2 protein-coding genes are annotated in these 4,759 nt (G+C 53.5%); both read left to right on the top strand.

Features of this window, described 5'->3' with window-relative positions; all coding sequences use genetic code 11:
• The first annotated feature begins 61 nt into the window (after positions 1–61).
• Positions 62–2,656 (top strand): transglutaminase-like domain-containing protein, encoded by a 2,595-nt coding sequence (locus VIR50_RS03155; RefSeq protein WP_331933692.1) that lies wholly within the window; start codon positions 62–64, stop codon positions 2,654–2,656.
• 116 nt (positions 2,657–2,772) lie between these two features.
• Positions 2,773–4,656: a heavy metal translocating P-type ATPase gene (locus tag VIR50_RS03150; RefSeq protein ID WP_331933691.1), complete on the top strand. Its 1,884-nt coding sequence runs from the start codon at positions 2,773–2,775 to the stop codon at positions 4,654–4,656.
• Positions 4,657–4,759: the final 103 nt, after the last annotated feature.

Here is a 4,759-nt window from a genome sequence, read left to right as displayed (position 1 = left end):
AGGAAACCAACCTCATGCTTACGACCGAACAAAGAGTTAAAAACACGATAGCAAAACTGTTATGAAAAAAGTATTGATCTCTGCTTTGCTCATGGCCACTACCTTATGTGCCCATGCGCAACACTTCATCACTGACGTGGCATACCGTCAAAAGACCGAAACGGCCTTCCAACAGAAGATGAAACTCATCGGAATGCAGTTCTTCAACCTGACAGGACTTCAAGTTTCACAAGAGGAAAAAGAAGCTTTGCGCTTCCTCTATGCCTACATGCCCGTGGCAGATGCCACGGATTACCCCACGGCTTACCATCTTAACAACGTTCGGATGGCCCTTCGCACCCGGCAGGAAATGGATTGGGGCAAGAAAGTTCCCGAACTGTTGTTCCGCCATTTCGTAGTTCCCATGCGTGTTAACAACGAGCCGCTCGATGAATCACGGGCCATCTTCTTCAAAGAACTCAAACAACGAGTGAAAGGAATGTCAATGACGGAAGCCATATTAGAGGTTAACCATTGGTGCCATGAGCACGTTACATACGAGCCTTCCGACGCTCGCACCTCGTCACCGCTGCAAAGTATAAGGACCGCTCGTGGCCGTTGCGGCGAAGAAAGCACGTTCACCGTGGCCGCTCTCCGCTCCGTGGGCATACCGGCACGCCAAGTTTACACGCCAAGATGGGCCCACACAGACGATAACCACGCATGGGTAGAGGCTTGGGCGGACGGAAAATGGTACTTCTTAGGGGCTTGTGAGCCCGAGCCGGTGCTCAATTTAGGCTGGTTTAACGCACCTGCTTCACGGGCAATGCTTATGCACACCCGCGCCTTTGGTGACTACCGAGGCCCCGAAGAGGTAATGCTTCGCACGAGCAACTTCACTGAAATAAACCTCATTGATAACTATGGAAGTTCCGCACGCACCGATTTTAAGGTGGTAGACCGCAACGGCAAGCCCGTGAACGACGCACGAGTAGACTTCAAAATCTACAATTACGCCGAGTTTTACACCGCTGCGTCCAAGTATACCGACGCTAAAGGCATGACGTTTCTTACCGCCGGAGAGGGTGACATGCTCGTTTGGGCCTCGAAGAACGGCCGCTACGGCTATGCCAAATCCTCATTCGGAAAGGACAAACTTATTACGATCAAGCTGGAATACGACGCCAACAGCCGCCTGACGGGGCAGGAACTCGACATCGTTCCCCCATCAGAGAAGGCCAATCTGCCCACGGTGACCGCTGCACAACGTGAGGAAAACACTCGCCGCTTTGCCTTTGAAGACTCTATTCGCAACGCTTACATCGAGACATTCCCCACGGCCGACCGCCTGAAAGACTATACCTACCCTGCCGCCATACCTTATATTATTAAGGCGAGGGGCAATTGGAAAGTCATCAAAACATTCGTAGAAGACAATGCCAACCGCCTTGACAGAGCCTTGGCACTGCTGAAAACGCTGAGCGACAAGGACCTTCGCGATATGCAACGGCCCATTCTCGACGACCACATCAATGCCAAGAGCGACCAACTGGGCCCACGCGTAGAGGACGAACTCATCACGGCGCCATTCAAACAGCAGCTCTACAACGCTTTCAGCAATGCCGACCGTCAACGTTTCAAAGCCAATCCGGCCCTGCTCGTAGCATGGGTTCGCACTCATATTAAGCTGAATCCGGACAGCAGAAGCATGCGTATTCCGCAGACCCCGATGGGTATTTGGAAGTCGAAGCTCACCGATGAGCGCTCAAGAGACATCTTCTTCGTCGACTTAGCCCGCAGTTTGGATATTGAAGCACAGAAAGATGTGGTGACAGGAAAGGTACAATACAAGAAAGACGGCCAATGGATGGACGTCAACTTCAACCAAACCACACCCACGATAGCCCGCACCGGCACCTTGATTCTCGACTATAAACTCACCGCTTTGCTGGATAATCCGAAGTATTACAGCCATTTCAGTATCAGCAAGATAGTCGATGGCCGCACACAATTGCTCAACTTCGACGAAGGACAGGTAGATATGGGTGGCGGAACCTCATGGGCCGGCACCTTTAAGGACGGTGCCAAGATAGACGAAGGTACCTACCTGCTCGTCAGCGGACAGCGTTTGGCCGACGGAAGCGTGCTGGCTCGCAATACCATCTTCAGCGTTAAAGCCGGCGAAACCACACATGTGGACCTGCAAATACGTGAAACGACGGACGGAGTTAAGGTTATCGGCAACTTCGACAGCGAATCCAAGATAACCAAAGACGGCAAGGCGGTGAGCATTTTGTCACAAACCGGTCGCGGCTACTTCGTCGTTGGCGTGCTCGGCGTAGGCCAAGAGCCCACCAACCACGCCCTTCACGACATCGCAAAGATGAAGACCAAGCTCGATGAGTGGGGCCGCCCGTTCGTCCTTCTCTTTGAAAACGAGGCCGCGGCGCAGAAGTTCAACAAGGACGAATTTGGCAAACTGCCCGATAACACCATCTTTGCCATCGACACGGATGGCCAAATCAAGCACCAGATAGCTGTGCAGATGAAACTCAAAAACGAGTCACAGCTACCCATGTTCATCATCGCCGACACGTTCAACCGAGTGGTATTCGTGTCGCAGGGCTACACCATCGGACTGGGAGAACAGATCGTCAAGGTGGCCCAAAAGCTCTGATTTTATTCCGAATATAGGTTTGCAACCAAGTTGCACGTACCATTTTGTACCTTTGCAATCAGGAAAAGACACATTGATCTTTCCGCTTTTATTTGCAAACCTATATTCGGAATGATATGAATAAGAAACTACTGAGAATCATTTTAACGGCATTGCTGCTGATGGTAGCCTATGTCGTGGAACGGAGTTTTCAACTACCTACGTGGCAACTCCTGCTCGTTTATTTGGTACCTTACCTGCTGATAGGCCATGACGTGCTGGCCGAGGCGTGGGAAGGAATCATGGAAGGCGACCCGTTTGATGAGGATTTCCTAATGGCTATAGCCACGATAGGCGCATTGCTCATAGGATTCCTGCCCGGCGCCGAGGCCCAAATGCCCGAAGCAGTCTTCGTAATGCTCTTCTTCCAGTTAGGCGAACTCTTCGAGGATTACGCCGAAGACAAAAGTCGCGACTCCATTGCGGAAATGATGGATATAAGGCCCGACACGGCCAACGTGGAACGCCAAGGCCACGTCATGACCGTAAGTCCGGAGGAAGTGAGCGTAGGTGAAATCATCATTGTGAAGCCCGGAGAAAAGATTCCGCTCGATGGAAGGGTGACAGAAGGCAGCTCCGCCCTCAACACCGTGGCCCTCACGGGCGAAAGCATGCCCCGCCACGTGGGCCAAGGAGACGAAGTCATTTCGGGATGTGTCAACACCTCGGGCCTGCTGAAGGTGGAAGTGAGCAAAACATTCGGCGAGTCCACGGCCATGAAGATTATCAATCTCGTGGAAAACGCAAGCGAAAACAAGTCGAAAAGCGAGACTTTCATTCGCCGCTTCGCCCATGTTTATACCCCCATCGTCGTGCTGGCGGCCGTAGCCTTGGCCCTTGTGCCCCCACTGTTCGCCGATGATTTTCTCACCGCTTTCCCCGTTTGGCTCTACCGGGCGCTCACTTTCCTCGTCGTATCGTGCCCTTGTGCACTGGTAGTATCGGTGCCCCTGACGTTCTTCGCGGGCATTGGCGGCGCCTCGCGCCACGGTATTCTCATCAAGGGCGGCAACTTCATGGATACGCTGGCTAAGACTTCGACCGTTGTTTTCGACAAAACGGGAACGTTGACGCACGGCAATTTCGCTGTCGAAGCAGTACATCCCGACCACATCGACGCCGAGGAACTGCTCCATTTGGCAGCCCACGTGGAGCGATACTCCACCCACCCCATCGCCATGAGCCTGAAAAACGCCTATCCCCATGAGCAAGACGACTGTCTGATAGCCGACATCAAGGAGACGGCAGGCCAAGGAATCAGCGCCAAGGTCAATGGAAGGACCGTCAGCGTGGGCAATGAGAAGCTGATGAAAGCCCTCGGCATAACGACGCAGCCCTGCCAACTGTGCCACGACCACGCAGGTACAACGGTACATGTGGCCATCGATGGCGAATATGCCGGCCACATCGTGATAGCCGATAAGATAAAGGACGACGCACGGGAGGCCATCGACCAACTGAAAAGCCTCGGCATAACAAAGGCCGTCATGCTGACGGGCGACCATCGGGACGTGGCCCACCACGTGGCCCAAGCGCTGCGATTAGACGACTACAAGGCCGAACTGCTGCCTGCCGACAAGGTAATCGCCGTGGAAGAACTGCTCCGGACGAAGCCCGTCGGCCATCAATTGGCTTTCGTGGGCGACGGTATCAACGACGCACCCGTGCTGGCCCGGGCCGACATAGGTATCGCCATGGGTGGCTTAGGGTCGGATGCGGCCATCGAAGCAGCCGACGTGGTACTGATGGATGATAAGCCTTCAAAGATAGCCAAGGCCATTCGCATAGCCCGGCGCACCATCGGTATCGCCAAACAAAACGTGTGGTTTGCCATTGGAATCAAGGTGGCGGTGCTCCTGCTGGCCACCATCGGCATAGCCTCCATGGGCTTGGCCGTGTTCGCCGACGTAGGTGTCATGGTGCTGGCCGTACTCAATGCCATGCGGGCTTTAAGGCAATAACCATCTTACTTACAATTACTTACCTGCTTAAAGCTTGGCACTCACGATGTGAGCGCCAAGCTTTGCTTTTATAAAAGGCCCTCTTTCATCGCCCCAAAGGGCT

Origin of the sequence: Prevotella sp. (genome assembly GCF_036570325.1) — a bacterium.
Lineage (GTDB): Bacteria > Bacteroidota > Bacteroidia > Bacteroidales > Bacteroidaceae > Prevotella.
This window is presented reverse-complemented; position numbering and strand designations above follow the sequence as displayed.